We start from the raw sequence: 19,668 nt of genomic DNA on the forward strand, positions 1-19,668 counted from the left end.
ATGAGAACACGAAACTTGCTTAGTGCATTTTTTATACTGGCTCTTTCCTTTGATGCAGAAGCCCAGTGTGCTATGTGTAGGGCTGTTCTTGAAAGTGGAGAAAGCCAATCGGCTGCTGAAGGTATTAATGACGGGATCATGTATCTCATGATCTTTCCTTACCTGCTAATGGCCGGTATAGCCTATTTTATCTGGAAATCCCGTAAAAAAGCCCGTACCGAAGAATAGCTTCCTTTCCCTTTGAAAATGTGCTTTTTTTGGAATCTTTTTCTGAAAACTGTAACATTCCCCCCTTTTTCAAGTCTAATGGTTGTCCCCTCTAATTAAAAGAAAGAGCCCGGTATGATCGAAATAAAAGATTTGCACAAGTCCTATAAGACCGGAAATAATTCTCTGCACGTCCTAAAGGGAATTAATTTTAATGTTGCCGAAGGAGAACTTGTTTCAATTATGGGTTCTTCCGGCTCCGGTAAATCTACGCTTCTTAATATCCTCGGGATGCTTGATGAAGCCGATTCGGGCACGTATACGCTCGATGGAGTTCCTATTAAAAATCTTAATGAAAAGATAGCAGCCCGCTACAGGAATAAGTTTCTGGGATTTATTTTTCAGTCTTTTAATCTTATAAATTACAAGACAGCTCTTGATAATGTCGCTTTGCCCCTTTATTATCAGGGTATGAAGCGCAAGGAAAGAATTGAACGGGCAATGGCGTACCTCGAAAAAGTAGGCCTTGGTCCCTGGGCGCAACACCATCCTAATGAACTTTCGGGAGGTCAAAAGCAAAGAGTTGCAATAGCCAGAGCCCTTGCCAGTGATCCTAAAGTTTTACTGGCCGATGAGCCTACCGGTGCACTTGACACCAAAACATCTTATGAGGTGATGGACCTCATTCAAAAGATCAACGAAGAAGGACGTACGATTTTGATCGTTACCCACGAGCATGATATTGCCGAAATGACAAAGCGCATCGTCAATTTGAAGGATGGTGTTATTATAGATGATAAAAAAGTAGATCAGGTAAAGGCACTGCAGTATGTTTGATCTGGAACGTTGGGAGGAGATCTTCGAAACTATCCGCAAGAATAAACTGCGGACCTTTCTTACCGGGCTCTCGGTAGCATCGGGGATCTTTATTCTTGTCATTTTGCTGGGTATTGGCCAGGGAATGAGGAACGGGATCTCTGCTGAATTTGAGCAGGATGCAGCCAACATCCTTTACATCTGGACAAACAGAACCTCTGTAGAATATAAGGGTCTAAATCCCGGGCGGGAGATAAGACTAAAGAACACCGATTATCAAACCACTGCGCAGAAATATATTGATGAGCTCGAATACAAATCGGCCGTTTACAGGATTTGGAATGGGGTGGTTACCTTTAAGAAAGAATCGGGTTCATACAGGGTAGAAGGTGTGCTTCCAGATTACCAGTTCCTTGAGAACAGTACTATGACAGAAGGCCGGTATCTTAACTACACCGATCATGAAAATTATGAAAAAGTGGCTGTTATTGGAAACCGGGTAAAAAATGACCTTTTTAAGGAGGCAGATCCTATTGGTAAATACATAGAAATTTCCGGAATTAATTTTAAGGTCATAGGTGTTTTTACAGACCCCGGAGGGGAACGTGAGGAAAACAGGGTTTATGTGCCTCTGTCTACGGGACAAAGAGTCTTTAATGGTCAGAACTACATAAATAACATGGCCTTTACTCTTGATAAACAAGACAATTTCGAAGCGGCACTTGCTGCCTCAAATAAATTTTCTTCAGAATTACAGGAATTTCTAAAGGAACAACATAGTATAGCTCCCGAGGATGACCGTGCTATCAATATCAATAATTCTCTTGAGAATGCAAAGCGGTTTTATGACCTTATGGATATGATCAAGTACTTCTTTTGGGGAGTAGGAATATGTACAATTATAGCCGGGATCGTGGGGGTAAGTAATATTATGCTCATTATAGTGAAGGAACGTACCCGGGAAATTGGGGTTCGAAAAGCCCTGGGGGCAGAACCTTTGTCTATAGTGGGAATGGTGCTGCACGAATCTATTTTTGTAACTGCCATTGCCGGGCTTGTTGGGTTAATTGGAAGCCTTGCCTTGCTTGAACTGGTGGGGCCGATGATAGAAACAGAATTTATAACAAATCCTTCGGTGAATTTTGGGATCGCACTCACTACGGTGTTCATCCTGGTGATTGCCGGAGCACTCGCCGGATTCTTCCCTGCCTACAGGGCTGCCAGGATTAAACCTATTGTCGCATTAAGAGATGAATAAGCATGTTTAGCAGAGATAATTGGGACGAAATACTGGAAGCACTTAGTGCCAACTGGTTTAGAACCATTCTTACCGCATTTGGGGTGCTTTGGGGGATATTTATCCTCGTGATCCTGCTTGCTGCAGGAAAAGGTTTGGAAAACGGGGTGAAGCAAGGTTTTGGAGGAATGGCAACCAATTCCATGTTCATGTGGACGCAGGTCACCTCCAAACCGTACAAAGGTTTACCTAAAGGAAGAAGATATAGTTTCAAAATAGATGATGTAGCGGCGATCAAGCGTGAGGTGCCAAACATGAGGTTCGTTTCTCCCCGAAATCAACTGGGAGGTTTTGGTGGTGCCAATAACGTGGTGAGAGGATTGAATACAGGGGCCTTTAATGTTTATGGCGATTATCCCGAGATCATTCAGCAGGAGCCTATGGATATCACTTCGGGAAGATTTATTAATTACTCAGATATCAATGAAAAAAGAAAAGTAGCTGTTATTGGAGAGGGAGTGCGAACAGTGCTTTATGATCAGGGAGAAGAGGTGTTGGGTACGTACATTAAGGTGAGCGGAGTTAATTTTATGGTGATCGGGACTTATAAAAAGAAGGGTAACAATGGTAATGCAGAGGAAAATCAGAAACAGATCTATGTTCCTTTTACTTCTTTTTCCCAGGCTTTTAATGAAGGGAATAATGTGGGATGGATGGCAATCACCGCACAGGATGGCTCTTCAATTACCGAACTAAAAGGGGAAGTGCTGGACGTCATCAAATCCAGGCATTCGATACATCCTGAAGATGACCGAGCGGTAGGGAATTTTGACCTTTATGAAGAGTATAACAAGATCAACGGTCTATTTGTCGCACTAAAAGGCGTGGCCTACTTTGTAGGAATCCTGGTGCTTTTATCAGGGATCATTGGGATAAGCAATATCATGCTCATCGTGGTTAAAGAACGCACCAATGAAATTGGAGTTAGACGTGCTCTTGGGGCTACACCCTGGGCTATAAGAGGACAGATCCTAATGGAATCTATCTTCCTTACAATTATTTCGGGAATGGCGGGAATAGTGCTTGCTACAGGAGTGATTGCCCTTGTGAACCAGGCATTGAGTGGAATGGATACTTCAGAAATGATGTTTCTCAACCCCAGCGTGAATCTTGGGGTAGTAATGGTGGCATTGGGTATCCTTGTAATATCGGGCTTACTGGCAGGTTTAATTCCGGCTCAAAACGCGATAAAAGTTAAACCTGTAGATGCTTTAAGAACAGAATAACAATAAATACAAATAAGTAACAGAATGAAAAGAGTTGTAACTATCCTGATCCTGGTTCTAATTGCAGTAGCTTTTACCGGTGCATTGTACTACCTGTATGCTAAAAATCAGGAGGATCCAACGGTTTATGAAACCGAGCAGGCTTCAGAACAAACCATTGTAAAAAAGACAGTGGCAACGGGAAATATCGTTCCTAAAGAGGAAGTTTTGATCAAGCCCAATATCTCGGGAGTTATTGAAGAAATATATATCGAAGCCGGGGATCGCATCCAGGCCGGAGACCAGATTGCCAAAATAAGGGTGATTCCTAACGTCGCTTCCCTGCAGAGTGCTAAAGATGCAGTACAGACTGCGAAGATCAATTTTGACAATGAAGCGAAAAATTTTGAGCGTCAAAAATCCCTTTTTGAAAAAGGTGTGATCTCTGCCAATGAATTTGACAATGCGCAGGTTGCTTATAGACGTGCAGAGCAGAACTACCGTTCTGCACAACAAAATTATGAGATCGTTCGCACAGGAACAACCAGTGGGCTGGGAAGTGCAGCCAATACTATGATTCGTTCCACAGTGGAAGGAATGGTGCTGGATGTTCCTGTTAAGGTTGGGAACCAGGTTATAGAAAGTAACAACTTTAATGAGGGAACTACTATCGCTGTTTTGGCCGATGTTAATGAGATGATCTTTGAAGGCAAGGTAGATGAAAGTGAAGTGGGGAAAATAAAGGAAGACCTTCCGCTGGAAGTGACCGTAGGTGCCATTGAGAACAAAACCTTTAATGCTGTGCTGGATTATATCGCCCCTAAAGGAGTTGAGGAAAACGGGGCAATTCAATTTGATATAGAAGGAACTTTAGATAAGGCCGATACCACTTTTATTAGAGCAGGATTGAGCGCGAATGCTTCGATCATTCTCGCAAGGGCCGAGGATGTACTGGCAGTTCGCGAAGCTTTGATCCAGTTTGATCCTAAAACACAGGAGCCGTTTGTTGAAGTGGCTACGGGAGACCAGCAGTTTGAACGCAGAGAAGTTGAGTTGGGAGTGAGCGACGGTATTTTTGTAGAAATCAAGAGCGGTATTAGCGCGAATGACAAGATCAAAGTATGGAATCAATTAAAACCAGCCGGGCCAACTGCACAGGTGCAATAGATTGTGTCTTTGTGTAACAAAAAAGGTTCATAGAAGACTTATATTTTACAACTACCATTATGAAAAGATTTTTATTAACTGCAGTTTTCCTTTCCTCTTCCTTTTTCGGGTTTTCGCAACAAAAAGAATGGACACTTCAGGAATGTATTGAATATGCACTAGACAACAACATAAGTGTAAAGCAGTCACAGCTTGATGTGGAGCTGGCAGATATCCAGATATCTGATGCTTTCGGAAACTTCCTGCCTGCATTGAATGCTTCGGCTTCCAATTCCTGGAATACGGGACTTACTCAAAATGTTACTACCGGTATCCTTCAAACCCAAACCACCAGGAATTTTTCCGCAGGAGCTACAGCGGGATTAACCCTCTTCGACGGATTAAGAAATTTTAAGCAGTACCAGTACGCTAAAATGGCAAAACTGGCCAGTGAATATTCACTGGAGCAAATGAAGGATGATATTGCCCTTTTTGTGGCCAATGCTTACCTGCAGGTACTTTTTAATAAAGAAAGCCTTAAGGTGATCCAGGCACAGCATCAAATAACCCTTGAGCAACTAGAGAGGGCTGAGGCTTTAGTAGAAGCAGGTTCCCTTCCCAGGGGCGATCTACTGGAGATAAAAGCTACTTCGGCAAATGAGGTACAGCGAATGATTGTGGCCGAAAACCAGATCGAGATCTCTTTGGTCTCCTTAGCTCAATTGCTGCTTATTGAAGATTATGAAAACTTTGACATTGCCGACAGAGACTACGAAGTTTTTGGAAGTGAGGTCCTGGAAATGCCGGTTTCCCAGGTAATTGATGCTGCCGAGGAGGAACGTTACGAAGTGAAAGTTGCCGAAATGAACACAGAACTGGCAGAAAAGGAGTTAGAAATAGCTCGTGGCGCTTACTGGCCTACTCTTGGTGCCTTTTTTAATTATAATACAAGAGAATCTGGTGCCGGGCGATTTATTTCTGCAGGTCTTGATCCCGATGAGCCTTATCGCCAAATAGGTTTTGTAGAGTCAACCGAAGAAATTGTAGTGGCGCCAAATATGGTTACCGAAATTGGAAACCCGCTTCCCTTCTTTGAACAACTTCAGCTTAATGATGGGATCTCATATGGGATCCAGCTTAGCGTGCCTATTTTTAATGGATTTAGCACCCGCAATCAGGTCAAAAGAAGAAAAGTAAATGTGCTGAGGTCTGAGTATCAACTGGAGCAGACGAGACTCGATCTTGAGGCAAATGTTTACCAGGCTTATACAGATGCCCGTGGCGCTTTAAAAGCATATGAAGCTGCATTGGTGGCCCGGGAAGCACAGCTGCTGGCTTATGAATACGCAACAGAACGCTATAATGTGGGAATGACCAATGCTTTTGACTTTAGCCAGGCAAAGTTTAATCTGGAGAACGCAGAGAGCGAAGTGGTAAGAACTAAGTATGATTATATTTTTAAATTAAAAGTGTTGGAACTGTATTTTGGAGTGCCTATCACAGCCCTTAAATTCTAAGTAATGAAGAAAAAGACTATTTATATAATTGCCGGAATTACCGTTTTAATCATTGTCTTGCTGGTAGTGGGTAAAAAAGCTGGATGGTTTGGGAAATCGGGCAATTTTAAGGAAGTTGAGGTTACAGAAGTACAGAGATTTGATGTTATTGAGAAAGTATCGGCAACGGGAAAGATCCAGCCAGAGGTTGAGGTAATGCTTTCTTCGGAAGTTTCAGGAGAAATTATTGAACTTCCGGTAGTTGAAGGGCAGCAGGTTCAAAAAGGGGATTTACTGGTGCGGGTTAATCCTGAAATCTACCAGTCCAACCTTGAACGTTCCCGTGCGGGACTTCAAAATATAAGATCGGGCCTTTCACAGGCAGAAGCGTCATTAAAAGAAGCTGAAGCCAACTATGAGCGAAATAAAACACTGTTTGAAAAAGGAATTATCTCCAAGGCTGAATGGGATAGGATCGTTTCGGCCTATGAAGTAGCACAGGCTTCCCGTCAAGCCGCTTTTTACAACGTAAGAAGTGCCGAGGCCAGTGTCAATGAAGCCCTGGAAAATTTAGGGAGAACCAACATCTATGCGCCAATGAGTGGAACCATTTCTTCTCTTGATGCCGAGCTGGGAGAAAGAGTAGTAGGTACACAGCAAATGGCAGGTACCGAAATTCTAAGAGTGGCCGATCTAAGCGATATGGAAGTTGAGGTAGATGTTAATGAGAATGATATAGTTAAAATATCCATAGGGGATTCTACTTTAGTTGAGGTGGATGCTTATCTCAAGCAGGAATTTAAAGGAGTGGTTACAGAAATTTCAAACTCGGCCAACGCCACAGCTACGGCCGATCAGGTGACGAATTTTAAAGTAAAAGTGAGAATACTTAAAGAATCCTATGACCACCTGCTCGAAGGAAAGCCTGAAAATTTTTCTCCATTTAGACCGGGAATGACTGCCACGGTAGATATTATCACCAATCGTCGCGACGAAGTGATTGCCGTGCCTATTAGTGCAGTAGTTGTGAAAGCAGATACAACTGCAGGCAGCCGTGACAAGGAAGATGATAAAGCTTCTCCCGAAGAGCTTTTTGAAACTGTTTACATTAAGGAAGGTGACGAAGCCAAAGTACGTGTAGTGGAAACAGGGATCCAGGATGATGCGAGGATTGAGATCAAAGAAGGTCTTGAGACAGGTGAAATGGTCATTACAGGACCATATAATACCGTCACTAAAGTTCTTAAACCCGGTGACAAAGTTGAAGTGAAAAATGAAACCGAATAAATCCTTAACTTGCGAGGGTGATTTTATGTATTGAAACAGCTACCACAAATTGCTCGGTAGCACTGGAGAATAAAGGGAAATTGCTGGCTTTGAAAGAAGACTACAGCAGTAATTATTCACATGCCGAAAGGCTGCACCTTTTCATTGAGGAGATCCTAAAGGAGAATGATGTGCAGGCCGGCGATCTTGAAGCCATTGCCGTGAGCAAAGGCCCCGGGTCCTATACTGGTCTTCGAATTGGAGTTTCGGCTGCAAAAGGCCTCTGCTTTGCCTTAGACCTGCCCCTTATTTCGATCCCTACTTTGAAGTCTCTAGCTCTCCAGGTAAAGCAGAAAAAAGATGGTTTCATTATTCCTCTTTTGGATGCCCGCAGGATGGAAGTCTATACCACCGGATTTACCGCTGAATATAAAAAGGTGTTTGATACCCGCGCAGAAATTTTAAATTCAGATTCATTTTTGGAGTATCTGGAAAATGCTGCAGTAACTTTTATTGGTAGTGGAGTAGAGAAGTTCAGTAAGATCTGTGAACATCCCAACGCTACCTTTATTGAAGGGAAGTTACCTTCTGCCGGAGAGATGGTATCATTGGCGGTAGAAAAGTTTCAGAAGCAAAAGTTTGAGGATGTGGCTTATTTTGAACCATATTATCTTAAAGATTTTATGGCCGGGTAGCCAAAAAATCAAGAATAAAAAAAGTTTTAAAAATAGAGTGCCCCCAAAAAGAAAGACACTTATTGAGGGCATTTTTTATTATAAACCCGGTTCTATTCTGGAGCAGATTCTTTGCTGTGATTAAAGAAATGTACATCGCGCTGCGGGAAAGGAATTGAAATACCTGCGGCTTCGAGACGTGTTTTAGCTTCTTCAATTGTATACCAGTGGCAATCCCAGAAATCCTCAATTTTGGCCCAGAACCTAACCGAAAGATTTACAGAGCTGTCTGCCAGCTCGGTGACCACTACGGCGGGAGCAGGATCTTCAAGTATGTTTTCCTGCTCTTTGAGCAGCTCCAAAAGTACGTCTTTAGCTACTTTGATATTGCTGTCATAAGAAATTCCAATGGTGATGGCATCTCTCCTGGTATTTTCAGCTGAATAATTTACAATGTTTTCATTAGACAGTTCGCCGTTAGGAATTATGGCCAATTGGTTTCCAAAGGTGTTGAGTCTCGTGTAAAACATAGAAATATCTTTCACACTACCCGAAATACCATTTACTTCGATCCAGTCTCCTAATTTAAATGGTTTGAGTAAAAGGATTAAAACTCCGCCGGCAAAATTTGATAGAGAACCCTGCAGTGCAAGTCCAATGGCCAAACCTGCGGCCCCTAAAATGGCAATAAATGAGGTAGTTTCAATCCCAAGCATCCCTACCACACTAATTAGTAGCAGTACAACAAGCGCCCCATTTGCCAAATTTAAAAGAAACTTGGTTAAAGCTTGATCATGGTCCTTCTTATCGAAGAACTTTTTAAGGTAACCAATGACTATTTTAACAAGCCACCAGCCAATGACCAGCCATAGGATCGCTCCCAGGAGATCGGGCAAAAAGCCTAAAAATTGTTCGAAATATTCTGCAGTTATGGTTTTAAGATCGGTGATTTTCTCCATCTACTTTACATGATTTGCTGCAAAGGTGGGAGAATCGGCCATTTTTATGCGTTTAGAAACTGTTAAAATTCTGTGAAAGAAGTGTGGGAAGGAAAATTCTGAGAAATAAAAAAACTCTCCGAAGAGAGCTTAATTAACTAATTAAATCACGCCTGTAACTTAGGCATCTACTTGAAAAGTGATCTTAACGATCACCCGGTAGTCTGTAATATTATCACCTTCAATATTTGCTGTTTGGTCCTTAACGTATACAGATTTTATATTCTTTACAGATTTTGCTGCGGTTTTTACAGCATTTTTTACGGCATCTTCCCAACTTTTTTCAGAATTTGCCATAATTTCCAGTACTTTCATAACTGCCATAATTCTTTTATTTTAAGGTTAGTATTTGTTTTAATTGATTGATTATCAATATACAAATTTCCTCCTCAAAATTTTTCCAAGGAATTGTTAAACCTTCTGCTTTGGAAAGGACTGGACTTTTGAAATAATGAAAAGATTGAGAAATAAAAAAGCCCTCAAAAGTTAAACACTTGTTGAGGGCCAGTCTAAAATTATTTGTTTTCTAAATGATATTCCCTTTTTCATCTGTTTTAATCCTTATCACTTCTTTGCCGTTTTCTAACCTCAATTTATATCTCTTGTCACTTCCTCTTTCATCGTGATAATTGACAAGATAAACATCTTTGGAAATTGTCCAGTTGGGGTATTGCTTCATAACGTTTTTTCGAACGACATCTGGGATCCCTGCATTCTTATATCTTTCAATGGTTCTAATTAATTTACCATCCCGGTCATAAGCTGCGAGCACAGACCCTTCAGGTATAAAAAAACTTACCTCATAGGTATCATAATCATCATGGTAAATCTCTGACGATTTGATATCATACGCCGCAACATGTTCTTCCAGCTTTCTCACCGGTATTGCAACCTGTTCATTAGTTACGGCATCCAGGTATTTATAGTTTACCGCAACCAAATTCACCTCTTTAAGTTCCTCAGGTTCTGTAATCTGAGCAAAAGTCGGAGCCATTATTCCAAGAAGGAAAAATATTAAAAGTGCTTTTTTCATAACTGAATGTTTTAGTTAATACTGTTTAGTTGTCGAAAACTAAGTTATTATACTAAGTTAATATTTATAACTATCTGAAACAAAGTTATTTATACAATTGTTTTAAGTATTACCATTTGTGTTTTGCATTTATATTAACCATGGGTTTTCCCGCCTTTCTATAAATAATTCATATTTTGCAGTGCCAAACCCGCTTTTCTTAATGGAAGATATCTATATCGTAATGCTGGTTGCCCTCTTTGCGCTGGCAGTGACAGATCTGGTTGTTGGAGTGAGTAATGACGCCATCAACTTCTTAAGCTCGGCAATTGGATCCCGTGCTTTTCCTATGAAGACCATACTTATAGTTGCCAGTATAGGTGTTGGTGTGGGCGCAATCTTTTCAAGTGGGATAATGGAGGTCGCGAGAAAAGGTATTTTCATGCCGGGCGAGTTTTATTTTGAAGAGATCATGATCATCTTCATGGCGGTAATGATCACCGATGTGCTGCTACTGGACTTCTTTAACTCCCTTGGTTTACCCACTTCCACCACAGTATCTATAGTTTTTGAATTACTTGGCGCGGCAGTGAGTATTGCGGCAATTAAAATATACAATGAGTCTGGAAATTATGGTGATATCCTCACCTATATCAATACATCAAAGGCCACCGAGATTATTATTGGGATATTATTGGCTGTAGTCATTGCTTTTCTCATTGGAGCTATTGTTCAATATCTATCGCGGTTAATTTTCTCTTTTCAATTTGAGAAGAAAATTAAGTATGCAGGTGCCATTTTTGGAGGGGTATCTTTAACAGCTATTCTATATTTTATTCTTCTGAAAGGCTTAAAATCAGTCACTTTTGTTCCTGAAGCTTACCTCGATTACCTGGACAATAATACCTTAATCATTATTGGGATAGGGCTGGTTTTTTTTACCGTTATCTCGCAGCTGTTAATGAGTGTATTGAAAACTCATATTCTCAAGTTCGTGATCCTGGTGGGCACCTTTTCCCTGGCACTTGCTTTTGCTGGAAATGACCTTGTGAATTTTATCGGGGTGCCAATTGCAGCCTGGCAGTCTTTTGAATTATGGCAAACAGCCTATGCCTCTTCGGGGGTCTTACCTTCAGAATTTCCAATGACTGGCCTGCAGGGGGAAGTTTCCACGCCGCCGTTTCTTTTATTGGGAGCAGGGGCAGTCATGGTGGTGACACTATGGTTTTCACGAAAGGCGCGAAACGTGGTGGAAACGGGCGTTAATCTTTCCCGACAGGGAGAAGTGACAGAGCGATTTGATCCTAATTTCCTTTCTCGGGGAATTGTGCGCTATTCTGTGTTACTGGGAAATGTCATAGGGGCCATAACTCCCCAGCAGGTAAGGAGTAAAATAGAGGAAAAATTTCAGAAACCAAAGGCTTTCACCAGAGATGCCCAGGATACACCGGCCTTCGATCTTGTTCGGGCCTCGGTCAATCTTGTAGTGGCAAGTATCCTTATTTCTATTGGTACCAGTCTAAAATTACCGCTTTCCACCACATACGTTACTTTTATGGTGGCCATGGGTACTTCATTAGCAGACAGGGCCTGGGATAGGGAAAGCGCAGTTTATCGAGTTGCCGGTGTTGTAAATGTTGTAGGTGGATGGTTTGTCACCGCCCTTGTAGCCTTTTCGGCAGCGGCCATTTTTGCAGCGATAATCTATTTCGGTGGAATTATTGCCATTACAGTGCTTATTGGCCTGGCGATCTTCAGCATAGCCCGCAGCTTTGTTCTTCATTCCAGAAAAGAGAAGGAGAAGAAATTAAAAAAACCTTTCCGAAGGAATGACATCAGCACCATTAATGACATAGTAGTGGAGAGCTCAAAAAATATTTCGGGCATCGTTTGCGGAGTGAACCAGATGTTTTCCAAGACGGTAAAAAACCTTGGGTATTATGACAAGAGTAAACTTAAAAAGAACAAAAAGTCAATTAAAAAACTTGAATCCGAAATTGATGAGCTAAAGCGGAATGTCTTTTACTTCATCAAAACTATTGAGGAGGGTTCCCTTGATTCCAATCGTTTTTACATACTTATCCTGGATTACCTGCAGGATATTGTCCAGTCAATTGGGTATATTACAAGGAACAGCTACAATCACGTGAATAACAACCATAAGAACCTCAAGTTTAATCAAATAAGGGATCTAAAAAGGGTAGATGATAAAATGCAGGCTCTGTTTGACGAGATAGAGGACATTTTTGATAAACAGGATTTTGCACGTATTGATGTGGTATTGGCAGGGAAGCAGGCGCTTTTGAGTGATGTTGGGGAGCTTATAGAAAAGCAGATCAACCGTATAAGGACCACCGAAAGCAGTCCTAAAAATTCTGAGCTTTATTTTGGTTTACTTCTGGAAACCCGTGACCTCATTACCTCCACAATGAACCTCCTGGAGCTATACCGGGAATTCAATATCGCTGTAGAAACCACTCGATTTTCGGCTGGAGTACCTCAAAAAAAATAAGACCGCAAAACCCCATTTTTGAAAGGTCTTGCAGTCTTTTATTTTTTTTACTTCAGTTAACCTGAAGTTTAATTTAACCTGCGGTCGATTTCTTGTGTGCCTTTATTAACCAAAGAGTCAATTCTTGTTGAAGTCTTTCGCACAACAGAATCCAGGTTCTTAATTCTCTTTGTTTTTGCGGTAATGGTAGAATCAAGATCCTCTACCTTATCCAAGCCGCGATTAACGGCAGAATCAAGTTCCTCTGCGCGGTCATTGATCCTGTCCAGTTGCTCATCCACTCTGGAATTCATCTCCTGGCAACCGGTAAATATTGCTGAAACACTTAGGATCAACAACGGGATTTTTACAAATTTGCTTATTTTTTTCATAGCTCAATATATTTGGAAACCGGATCTTTTATTTCGGTGTATAAATCCTGAAATTAGCCATTAACAGCTTCCACACGTTCCACCCGTCCTGCAAGCATATCTTTTAGCATGGTCTCAATTCCATTTTTAAGGGTAATTGTGGAGGAAGGGCAACCGCTACAGGCTCCCTGTAGGATCACCTTTACCAGTTTTTGGTCCTGGTCATAGCTTTCAAACAGGATGTTTCCACCGTCACTTGCAACTGCAGGTTTGATATATTCGTCAAGAATGGCAACAATTTCCTTGGAGATATCATCCAGTTCAATCTCCTTTACCGGGGTTTCTTCTTTATTTTTTGTAGAAGATGGTTGTTCGCTGTCGTCCAGTAAAACATCCTTACCCTGTTCCAAATACTCTCTCATAAATTCCCTGAGCTCCTGGGTGATTTCCTCCCATTCGGCAATGTCAAATTTCATTATTGAGAGGTAGTTTTCATCAATAAAAACTTCTTTTACAAAAGGGAAATGAAAAAGAGCTTTGGCTAAAGGTGCATTTTTTGCCTCATCAATATTTTTAAATTCCACGCTTTGAAGCACCAGTTTCTTATTGGAAACAAACTTCATTACAGTTGGGTTTGGAGTACTCTCGGCATAAACGGTTACCGGAATTTTTTTGACTTCCTCTTTGGGAGGAGTAACTACCGTTCCGCCACTGTTTAAAAATGACTCTATTTGCTCCGAAATTTCTTGCTGTACATCTTTCCAGTGCACAATATTATACTTCTCGATAGCCACAAAATTCTGGGCTATATAGACCTTTTTTACAAACGGGAGGTGAAATAGCTGTTGGGCTAAAGGAGAACGTCCTGCTTCTTCAATATTTTGAAATTCAAAGCTTTCATGTTTGGTCAAAAAAATGTTAGCCTCAAACTTTACAATAGTAGGTTTAGTGGTGGGCTGTATATTTATAGTTATATTTTTCATGTCAAAATTTTTGCAAAAGTACAATTTTCTCTTCGCATTCTACTTCTTATTTAGAATGATTCAATGCTTTAGAAATCCATATAGTTAACTTCGAACGAACCGGCAGGGGCGGGGATGATGTTCTTGAGGATTTCTGGGCTGCCATTCGTGAAGAACTCGGGTATATGTTGTTGATCCCCGGTAAGGAGGTCTAGACTTTGCAGAACTACCTTTGTTTGCTTTGCCACCGCCATGCCAGAATCAATGATCTTTACATGTGCGGGAAGGATTTTCTCAAGCGTGGGAATTAAATAGGGATAATGGCTGCAGCCCAGGACCAGGTGATCAATTCCTGCTTTGATCATTGGGTCCAGTAATTCTTCAAGCATCTTCTTTAAAAAGGGTGAGTCTTTTTGCCCTTTTTCGATCTGCTCGACTAAACCTTTTCCCACCACCTCTATGATCTTGTTATCTTTGGAATAAAGATCTGATGTCCTGGCAAAAAGTGCGCTGGATAGGGTTCCTTTCGTTGCCAGTATTCCAATACATTTAGTCTCACTTTGCAAAGCCGCAGGCTTAATTGCAGGTTCTATCCCAATAAAAGGTACATTGTATGAAGATCTTAGGTGGGTGATGGCATTTGTCGTTGCCGTATTGCAGGCCACTACAACGATCTTAGCACCCATTTCCAGTAGTTTCCGGGTATTCTTGACACTTAGCCTTACAATCTCTTCGGGAGGTTTTTCTCCGTAAGGAGCATTAGCGCTGTCGGCTAAATAAATAGTATGCTCCAGGGGGAGCAGATGATGGATTTCTTTCCAGATGGAGGTGCCGCCAACTCCCGAATCAAAAATCCCAATAGGCTTGTCTTTACTCATTCCTGTAAAAATAAAAACTGCGCATCAATGATGCGCAGTTTTTACAATATTTTTTAAAAATGGAAATTAAATTCCCAGCTCCTTCTTCACATCTGGCATTAGGTCATAACCATCGGCCATGATCACTCCGGTTCCTGTTGTTGAGTCAAGAACATAGTCAAACTCTTTTGCACGAGCTACTTTTTGAATTGTAGTACGGGCTTTTTCGAAAACAGGCTTTAGAAGATCTACTTCTTTCTTTCTAAGATCCTGCTCGGCAGTTTGACGGTACTCGCCAATAGATCTTTGGGTTTGTTGAAGCTCTAATGCTCTTTTTTGATTTTCTTCATCGGTTTTAGTTTGAGCTTCGGCTTCATATCTTTTCATCGTACCCTGGGCCTCAGTTACCATCTCCTTGATCTGGGTATCGTAAGTCTTTTGTAACTTTTCTAACTGGTTCATTGCAGTTTTATAGGACGGCATTTGTTCAATAAGTTCCTGAGTTGCAATGTGAGCCACTTTTGTTTGTGCGTTTGCAAAAGAGGATGCTCCCAGGATTAAAGCTACAGCTATTAGAAGTGTCTTGAATTGTTTCATTGTTTAAGAATTGATTATTTAGATTATTTAATTGTTGAATTATTTACCGAAATTTTAATAATGGCCTTTTAGTTATTTCTGTTTTCTTCCCTCGCTTTGGCTACGGAATCTTTTTTTCTCTGACGTTCTTTTAATATTTCTTCCCTGCGTCTTTCTATTTCTTCCTTCTTTGCCGTGCGAATTGAATCTCTCACTCTGCGTCTTTCTTCCAGCAGAGCTTCTCTTTCTTCTTTTCTTTGTTGTTGCAGTTGCTCTCTTTCTGAAAGAACTGCATCTTCTTCAACAGTCTTTGCTTCCTGTCTTACAAGTTCCCGTTTTTCCTGACGGGTTTCCAGCTGTTCTCTATTAGAGGCCCTGGTAATGCTCCTAAGAACCTGGTCACTAACATCCAGCCTGTCGGCTGCATATAATGTGATCACATCTGCCGATTTATCAAAGATAAGATCGTAATCCCGGTTTTTAGCAATTTCCTGCACCGCTACAAAAACCTGATCCTGAATTGGCTTTACCAATTGCAGCTTTTGTGTTATAAGATCCCCATTGGGACCAAAACGTTTTTGCTGATAATCAAGGATCTTTTTTTCTTCAAACTTTATTTCATCCTCCCGGTCACTAATCAACTCACTTGTTAAAAGTGGCCTTTCATTCGCAAGATCCTGCTTCATTTTTTCAATCCGGTTCAATTCTGTCTCTATCTCTCTTTTCCACTGTTGAACTTTGTTTTCAAGTTGAGCAGAGGCTTCCTGATATTCGGGAACGTTCTCCAGAATGTATTCCATATCTACATAACCAATTCTTACTGTTTGCTGCGCCTTTGCGGCAAAGCCTGAAAAGACTAAGAAAGCAAGTGTTATAAGAATGGAATTTTTCATAATTAATGGGTGTATAGAAAATACCGTGCCAAATTAAAACTGCTGTCCAATTATAAAATGGGTTTCCCAACCATTCGCTTTGGTCTCTCCTGGAAGTGGATCAAATCCATATCCAAAGTCTATTCCAAGTAATCCAAACGCCGGCATAAAAATTCTTAGACCAGCACCTGCCGCCCTGTTGACCTGGAAAGGATTGTAGTCCCTAAAGCCATCAAAAGAAGCACCGGCTTCAAGAAAGGTTAGGGCAAAAATTGAAGCTGTAGGCTTTAAAGTAATAGGATATCTTAACTCCAGGGAATACTTGTTGTAAATAGTGGCTCCATCATTGTCTGATGCAGCACTTAATACTCCCCTGTCCAATGGAGTAAGGGACTGGTTTGGATAACCTCTTAGGGCAATAGCTTCCCTTCCGTCCATACTGTACGTTCCCATACCGTCTCCTCCAAGGTAGAATCTTTCAAAAGGAGGAATTCCGCGATCATTATTGTAAGCACCTAGGAAACCGTATTCTGCATGCGTTTTTAATACAAGCTTATCGTATAGGTTGGTATACCAGGTACCGTTAAATTTGATCTTATAAAATTCCAGCCACTTATATTTTTCCTGGTCAATTTTTGCTTGATCCGGAACGGGATCTTCTCCCTCTCTTAATGGTCTTCCCTGCCTGTTGATCAAATCTCCGTTCGCGTTCTTAAGCTGAAATTCGGCCTGGTCTCCCAGGTTAGCATAATCCACATCATTAAATAAGGAATAAGGCGGAGTAAGTTTTGCAACTACCTCAAATTTAGAACCTCCCATTGGAAAAATAGGATTGCTGAAGGTGTTGTCGCGGGTTAGTCCTAAGGTTAAAGAGAAATTATTGGAATATCCATCTCCAAAGGTGAACAGCCCAGTATTGTAATTACTTAGGTTGTAGTGCTGGAAGGCAACTGCAGTAGAAAATACAAAGAAATCATCTGGTACTGTAAGCCTTCTGGCCAGACCAAACGTAATTCCCGAAATAGAGAACTTTCGGTCTTTATCTGCCTCGCGGTTCCTGTAATCATAGAAATATTGTTCTGTGTGCTGCAGGGATGTTGAAAGTCTTACAGGTTTTTTTCCTCCCCACCAGGGTTCAGAAAAGGAAAGGCTGTAAGTCTGGTAATAAGTACTGGCCTGTGCCCGCAAAGAAAGTGTTTGTCCATCTCCCATTGGTAAAGGTCGGTAAGCATCTTTGTCAAAAAGTCCACTTAGAGAGAAGTTATTGAAGGACAGTCCAAGGGTTCCAACAAAACCTCCGCCTCCATAACCTCCCTGGAGTTCAATCTGACTTGCTCCCGCTTCCACCACAGAATATTCCAAATCCACAGTACCTGTGTTCTGGTCAACTTCTTTAAAATCGGGGGTAAGGTTTTCAGCATCAAAGAAACCTAGTTGCCCAAGTTCCCTTACAGTCCTAACTACGGCTTCCTTGCTGTATTTGTGCCCTGGCTTGGTACGCATTTCCCTGTAAATAACATGGTCTTTGGTCTTGTCATTACCTATTACTGTAATTTCATCAAAATAGGCAATTTTACCTTCTCTGATTCTTATTTCAAAATCTATGGTATCATTATAAACCTTTACCTCAACCGGATTAATGTTGGAAAAGAGGTAGCCATTATTTTGATAAAGGTTGGTGAGATCATTTGCATCGGGTTTGGTGTTATCGGCGATCTGTTTTTCAAGCAGGACTCCGTTGTAAACATCTCCTTTACCTATTCCCAGTCTTCTTCGTAACTCCTGGTCTGTATAAACAGAATTCCCAATGAATTCTATATCCCCAAAGTAATATCGGTTTCCTTCTTCCACATTGATTTGCAGAGCAACATCATCTTCATCTACACGAATAAGACTATCCGAAACTATACGTGCATCACGATATCCTTTTTCTTTATAAACATTAAGCAACCTCTGCTTATCTGCCTCATATTCTTCCGGAATAAATTTCGAACGTTTCCAGAATCTTAGGAAATTTTCCTGTTTGGTCTTTTTCATGGCCCGTTTAAGACGTGCGTCAGAAAAAGCATCGTTACCGGTAATCTCTATATCTTCTATCTTCACTCTCTCTCCCTTATCCACGTTAATTACCATATTTACCGTGTTCCGGTTCAAAGTGTCTTCGACAGGGACGGTATTAATGGCAACCTTGGTGTTGAGGTAGCCTTCATCTTTATAAGTGTTCTGGATAAAATTTCTGGTAGTGGTAATCAGGTTTTCTGTGATCTTAGTACCTACCGTTAGCTTATTTTCTTTTATGAGTTCCTCCTGTTTCTTTTTCTTGATGCCCTGGATTCTCACATTCGCAAGTGCAGGAACTTCCTGAATTTCCAGTTCAAGATCGGCCACGTTACCTTCTATGTTGGTAACATAAATATTGATATCGCTGAAGGACCCTACATCCCATAATTTTTTAAGTACCTTACTTATGCGGTCGCCGGGGATAAAGATCTTTTCGCCCTTTTTTAGACCGGTATATGCAATGATGGTTTGTTCATTAAAGGAAACATTTCCTGTAACCTTAATTTCACCTATTGTGTACTCCTGGCCGTTTGCAATTGGAAGATCCTGTGCTACTGAAGTAAAATTTATTAAGAGGCCAAGGGCCAAAAGTGCTAATGTAGATTTTGTTTTAAAGGCACTAACTAAGTTGCTCACTTGTTTTTCCAAATCTTCGTTCTCTGTTTTGATAGTTATAAATGGCTTCGTAGAGATCCTCTCTCCTGTAATCTGGCCATAGTATTTCTGAAAAATATAATTCGGCATAAGCTATTTGCCATAAAAGGAAATTGCTTATGCGTTGTTCTCCGCTTGTTCTTATTAGCAAATCTACATCTGGTAAATTGCGGGTGTAAAGATGCTTATTTATAACCGATTCATCAATATCTTTAGAAGAAAACTCACCTGCAGCCACTTCATTCGAGATTTCCTTCACCATATTGCACAATTCTTCCCGGGAACCATAGCTTAGGGCCAGGGTAAGGGTCATCCGGTTGTTTGACGAGGTTTTTTCAATTACCTCGTGCAGTTCTTTAAAGGCTTTTGCAGGTAATGTATCAATGCAACCTATGGCGTTTAATTTAATATTGTTGTCCTGAAGGGTTTTGATCTCTTTTTTTAGGGAAGAGACTAAAAGTCGCATGAGCATATCCACTTCCATCTTGGGCCTGTTCCAGTTTTCTGTAGAAAATGCATAAAGCGTAAGATTTTCAACCCCTAATTCTGCACTTGCCTCCACAACTTCTCTAACCGCTTTAGTGCCTTTTTCGTGGCCTCTTACGCGCATTAAGCCCTGTTTTTTTGCCCACCTGCCGTTGCCATCCATAATAATGGCAATATGTTTGGGTAATTTTTCAGGGTTAATGTTCTCTTTAAAATCCATA

Annotated in this window: 19 protein-coding genes; 9 read left to right on the plus strand and 10 right to left on the minus strand. The window is 41.0% G+C overall.

Features of this window, described 5'->3' with window-relative positions; translation table 11 throughout:
* From OU683_RS01535 to tsaB, 8 genes are all read left to right on the plus strand, one after another.
* Positions 1-228, plus strand: a complete 228-nt coding sequence (locus tag OU683_RS01535; protein WP_268134455.1) for a hypothetical protein — start codon at positions 1-3, stop codon at positions 226-228.
* A 114-nt stretch (positions 229-342) separates the two neighbouring features.
* On the plus strand, positions 343-1,044 hold the full coding sequence (locus tag OU683_RS01540; protein WP_268134457.1) for an ABC transporter ATP-binding protein: 702 nt from the start codon (positions 343-345) through the stop codon (positions 1,042-1,044).
* Positions 1,037-2,281, plus strand: a complete 1,245-nt coding sequence (locus tag OU683_RS01545) for an ABC transporter permease (RefSeq protein WP_268134459.1) — start codon at positions 1,037-1,039, stop codon at positions 2,279-2,281. Before OU683_RS01540 ends, OU683_RS01545 begins: the two co-directional genes overlap by 8 nt.
* Before the next feature lie 2 nt (positions 2,282-2,283).
* Entirely contained in the window at positions 2,284-3,546 is a 1,263-nt protein-coding gene (locus tag OU683_RS01550) for an ABC transporter permease (RefSeq protein ID WP_268134461.1), read from the plus strand.
* 24 nt (positions 3,547-3,570) lie between these two features.
* A complete protein-coding gene (locus tag OU683_RS01555) occupies positions 3,571-4,692 on the plus strand; it encodes an efflux RND transporter periplasmic adaptor subunit (protein WP_268134463.1) in 1,122 nt (373 codons plus the stop codon).
* A gap of 59 nt (positions 4,693-4,751) precedes the next feature.
* Positions 4,752-6,188, plus strand: a complete 1,437-nt coding sequence (locus tag OU683_RS01560) for a TolC family protein (protein ID WP_268134465.1) — start codon at positions 4,752-4,754, stop codon at positions 6,186-6,188.
* A 3-nt stretch (positions 6,189-6,191) separates the two neighbouring features.
* Positions 6,192-7,454, plus strand: a complete 1,263-nt coding sequence (locus OU683_RS01565; RefSeq protein WP_268134467.1) for an efflux RND transporter periplasmic adaptor subunit — start codon at positions 6,192-6,194, stop codon at positions 7,452-7,454.
* A gap of 17 nt (positions 7,455-7,471) precedes the next feature.
* Entirely contained in the window at positions 7,472-8,128 is a 657-nt protein-coding gene (gene tsaB / locus OU683_RS01570; protein WP_268134468.1) for a tRNA (adenosine(37)-N6)-threonylcarbamoyltransferase complex dimerization subunit type 1 TsaB, read from the plus strand.
* Positions 8,129-8,220: 92 nt separating this feature from the next.
* On the opposite strand, the gene OU683_RS01575 is transcribed toward tsaB, so the two are convergent.
* The 3 genes from OU683_RS01575 to OU683_RS01585 all read right to left on the minus strand — a co-directional run bounded on the left by OU683_RS01575 (position 8,221) and on the right by OU683_RS01585 (position 10,138).
* Positions 8,221-9,066 carry a mechanosensitive ion channel family protein gene (locus OU683_RS01575; RefSeq protein WP_268134470.1) on the minus strand — a complete coding sequence of 282 codons (846 nt, stop codon included), beginning with the start codon at positions 9,064-9,066 and terminating at the stop codon, positions 8,221-8,223.
* A 159-nt stretch (positions 9,067-9,225) separates the two neighbouring features.
* Positions 9,226-9,429, minus strand: a complete 204-nt coding sequence (locus tag OU683_RS01580) for a dodecin family protein (RefSeq protein WP_268134472.1) — start codon at positions 9,427-9,429, stop codon at positions 9,226-9,228.
* A 202-nt stretch (positions 9,430-9,631) separates the two neighbouring features.
* Entirely contained in the window at positions 9,632-10,138 is a 507-nt protein-coding gene (locus OU683_RS01585; RefSeq protein ID WP_268134473.1) for a nicotinate-nucleotide adenylyltransferase, read from the minus strand.
* A 202-nt stretch (positions 10,139-10,340) separates the two neighbouring features.
* Between OU683_RS01585 and OU683_RS01590 the strand changes: the two genes are divergently transcribed.
* The gene (locus OU683_RS01590) at positions 10,341-12,629 is read left to right on the plus strand and encodes an inorganic phosphate transporter (protein WP_268134475.1); all 2,289 of its coding nucleotides are present in this window, start codon (positions 10,341-10,343) and stop codon (positions 12,627-12,629) included.
* Positions 12,630-12,697: 68 nt separating this feature from the next.
* On the opposite strand, the gene OU683_RS01595 is transcribed toward OU683_RS01590, so the two are convergent.
* The 7 genes from OU683_RS01595 to uppS all read right to left on the minus strand — a co-directional run bounded on the left by OU683_RS01595 (position 12,698) and on the right by uppS (position 19,667).
* A complete protein-coding gene (locus OU683_RS01595; protein ID WP_268134477.1) occupies positions 12,698-13,000 on the minus strand; it encodes a hypothetical protein in 303 nt (100 codons plus the stop codon).
* Between the two features lie 53 nt (positions 13,001-13,053).
* Entirely contained in the window at positions 13,054-13,962 is a 909-nt protein-coding gene (locus OU683_RS01600; protein ID WP_268134479.1) for a NifU family protein, read from the minus strand.
* A gap of 68 nt (positions 13,963-14,030) precedes the next feature.
* Positions 14,031-14,819, minus strand: a complete 789-nt coding sequence (gene murI, locus OU683_RS01605) for a glutamate racemase (RefSeq protein WP_268134481.1) — start codon at positions 14,817-14,819, stop codon at positions 14,031-14,033.
* A gap of 66 nt (positions 14,820-14,885) precedes the next feature.
* Entirely contained in the window at positions 14,886-15,395 is a 510-nt protein-coding gene (locus OU683_RS01610) for an OmpH/Skp family outer membrane protein (protein WP_228914252.1), read from the minus strand.
* Positions 15,396-15,463: 68 nt separating this feature from the next.
* Entirely contained in the window at positions 15,464-16,267 is an 804-nt protein-coding gene (locus tag OU683_RS01615; RefSeq protein ID WP_268134483.1) for an OmpH/Skp family outer membrane protein, read from the minus strand.
* Positions 16,268-16,300: 33 nt separating this feature from the next.
* Positions 16,301-18,943, minus strand: a complete 2,643-nt coding sequence (gene bamA / locus OU683_RS01620) for an outer membrane protein assembly factor BamA (protein WP_268134485.1) — start codon at positions 18,941-18,943, stop codon at positions 16,301-16,303.
* A complete protein-coding gene (uppS, locus tag OU683_RS01625; protein WP_268134487.1) occupies positions 18,927-19,667 on the minus strand; it encodes an undecaprenyl pyrophosphate synthase in 741 nt (246 codons plus the stop codon). The genes bamA and uppS overlap by 17 nt, the downstream gene beginning before the upstream one ends.
* Position 19,668: the final 1 nt, after the last annotated feature.

Origin of the sequence: Salinimicrobium sp. TH3 (assembly GCF_026676115.1) — a bacterium.
GTDB lineage: Bacteria > Bacteroidota > Bacteroidia > Flavobacteriales > Flavobacteriaceae > Salinimicrobium.